Source organism: Nguyenibacter vanlangensis (assembly GCF_013376155.1).
GTDB classification, from domain to species: Bacteria; Pseudomonadota; Alphaproteobacteria; order Acetobacterales; family Acetobacteraceae; genus Gluconacetobacter; species Gluconacetobacter vanlangensis.
Window position 1 is genome coordinate 1 of sequence record NZ_JABXXP010000451.1, and the last position, 2362, is coordinate 2362.

At 69.9% G+C, this 2362-nt stretch carries 3 protein-coding genes and 1 pseudogene; 2 read left to right on the forward strand and 2 right to left on the reverse strand.

Features of this window, described 5'->3' with window-relative positions:
• A pseudogene (locus tag HUK84_RS15150) lies at nucleotides 1-212 on the forward strand (YXWGXW repeat-containing protein); the annotation flags it as partial.
• A gap of 109 nt (nucleotides 213-321) precedes the next feature.
• Here the strand turns inward: HUK84_RS15150 and HUK84_RS15155 are convergent.
• Entirely contained in the window at nucleotides 322-1098 is a 777-nt protein-coding gene (locus tag HUK84_RS15155; RefSeq protein ID WP_176641026.1) for an exodeoxyribonuclease III, read from the reverse strand.
• A 15-nt stretch (nucleotides 1099-1113) separates the two neighbouring features.
• The gene (locus HUK84_RS15160) at nucleotides 1114-1494 is read right to left on the reverse strand and encodes a HesB/IscA family protein (protein ID WP_374729371.1); all 381 of its coding nucleotides are present in this window, start codon (nucleotides 1492-1494) and stop codon (nucleotides 1114-1116) included.
• A 177-nt stretch (nucleotides 1495-1671) separates the two neighbouring features.
• Here HUK84_RS15160 and dgt point away from each other — a divergent pair.
• On the forward strand, nucleotides 1672-2362 hold a 691-nt coding region (dgt, locus tag HUK84_RS15165), incomplete at its 3' end, for a dGTP triphosphohydrolase (protein ID WP_176641027.1).

A 2362-nucleotide genomic window follows, 5' to 3' on the forward strand; every position in this document is an offset into this window, starting at 1 on the left:
CGCCGCCGCTGCCGCCGCCGCGCGCCGAAATCATACCGCCGCCCCGTGGTCCGGAGTGGGTCTGGCGCCGCGGAGGCTGGGACTGGATCAATGGCAGCTATGTCTGGGTGCCGGGCCGCTATGTGCGCTATGGCGCGCGCGGCGCCTGGGGAGGGGGCCATTGGATGCGGCGTGGTCCGCGCTGGGTCTGGGTGCGTCCCGGCTGGCGCTGACGGTTCCAGGGTTCGGTCAAGGGGCCGGGTCAAGGGGATTGGGGTCGAGGGATTGGGGCCGGGGGAACCCGGCCCCGCTTTTTTGCGCGTTTTTGCGCAAGGCGGCCCTTCAGGGGGCGGCCAGGGTGACCACCAGCGGCACGTGATCCGAGGGCTGAGCGCGCCCGCGCTCATCCCGGTCGGGCTGGGCGCTGAGCAGCCGTTCGGCGATGCGGGGCGACAGCAGCGCGTGGTCGATCCTGAGCCCGCAATCGCGCGGCCAGGCCCCGGCCTGATAGTCCCAGAACGTGTAATAGCGCCCGTGCGGATGCAGCGCCCGCACCGCGTCGGTCAGGCCCAGCCAGACCAGCCGGCGGAAGGCCGCGCGGGTTTCCGGGCGCAGCAGCGCGTCGGTGGGCGGCAGGGCGCCGGGGGCGCAGTCCTCGTCGGTGGGGCAGACATTGTAATCGCCGGCCAGGATGACATCGCGCCCCGCCGCCAGCAGGGACTGGGCGTGCAGGGCCAGGGCCTCCATGAAGGCCAGCTTGGCCTCGTACCCCGCGCTGCCGCCCGAATTGCCATTCGGAAGATACAGATTGCCGAAGGTCAGGCCCTCGGCCTCGATTTCGACATAGCGGGCCTGCGGCATGTCGTCCGCCAGGAAGGGCAGGGCGCGGGCGGTGACGGAAAACGGCACCCGGGACAGGATGGCGACCCCGTTATAGCTTTTCTGCCCCACCACCACCGATTCGTATCCCGCGTCGCGGAATGCGTCGGCGGGGAAGGCGCCGTCCTCGCACTTGATTTCCTGCAATCCCAGCAGGTCGGGCTTTTCCAGCGCCAGCCAGTCCAGGACATGGCTTTGGCGCTGGCGAACGGAATTGACGTTCCAGCTTGCGATTTTCATGAGGGGATCGGCGGATCAGTCGATGGAGAAGCTGGTGCCGCAGCCGCAGGACGAGGTGGCGTTGGGATTGCGGACCGTGAAATGCGCGCCCATCAGCGCGTCGGTGAAATGCAGTTCGGCCCCCGCCAGCAGGTCCAGGCTGGCGGAATCGACCAGGACGCGCGTCCGGCCGGCCGGAATGACCGTATCGTCGGCGCGCACCGCGTCGTCGAGCGCGAACTGGTACTGAAACCCGTTGCAGCCCCCGGCCAGCACGCTGACGCGCAAGCCGGGGGTGCCTGTGTCCTGCTCCACCGCGCCCGCCGCCGGCTGTGCGGCCACGATTTCCTCGAGCCGGGCGACGGCCTGGGGGGAAACGCGGAAGCCGGCGTCCGGCCGGGAGTCGGGGTGCGTCATGTCCATCGGGTTCACCATCATCGTGTGGCGCGCCAAGGTGGCGCGCCAGGGTCGTAGCACTAGCCGGGCACTAGCCGGGCGCACTGGTCTTGCGGCGCGGGGCAGGGTATCGACACAGGAGGCGCGACCGGCCCGTCCGGCGGTCGGGCACGCCGCCCATGCGGGATTGAGACCAATATGAGCATCGCCCCCTATGCTGTCCAGACCGCCACCGCGCGCGGCAGGCTCCATCCCGAAGCCGAATCGCCCAGCCGCACCCCGTGGCAGCGCGACCGCGACCGCATCCTGCATTCCGCCGGGTTCCGCACGCTGCAATACAAGACCCAGGTCTTCGTCAACCATCAGGGGGATTTCTTCCGCACGCGCCTGACCCATTCGCTGGAGGTCGCGCAGATCGCCCGCTCCATCGCCCGCAATCTGCGCGTGGACGAGGACCTGACCGAAACCCTGGCGCTGGCGCACGATCTGGGCCACACCCCGTTCGGCCATGCCGGCGAGGACGCGCTGGCCGCCGCGATGGGCGAGTGGGGCGGCTTCGACCACAATACCCAGACCCTGCGCCAGGTGACCAAGCTGGAGCGCCGCTATTTCGGCTTCGACGGGCTGAACCTGACCTGGGAGACGCTGGAGGGGCTGATCAAGCATAACGGGCCGGTCGATCATCCCACCGGCTATGTCGCCCGCTATGCCGGGATGCTGGGGCTGGACCTGGGATGCTACGCGCCGGTCGAGGCGCAGATCGCCGCCATGGCGGACGATATCGCCTATCACGCCCACGATCTGGATGACGGGCTGCGCGCCGGCCTGCTGTGCCTGTCGGACCTGGCGGGCCTGCCGGTCGTCGGCGACGCGCTGGCGCAGGTGCGCC

Excerpts from the sequence above, each read along its gene's own strand:
- HUK84_RS15160 (WP_374729371.1), bottom strand. The coding sequence starts at position 1,494 with ATGACGCACCCCGACTCCCGGCCGGACGCCGGCTTCCGCGTTTCCCCC.
- HUK84_RS15155 (WP_176641026.1), bottom strand. The coding sequence starts at position 1,098 with ATGAAAATCGCAAGCTGGAACGTCAATTCCGTTCGCCAGCGCCAAAGC.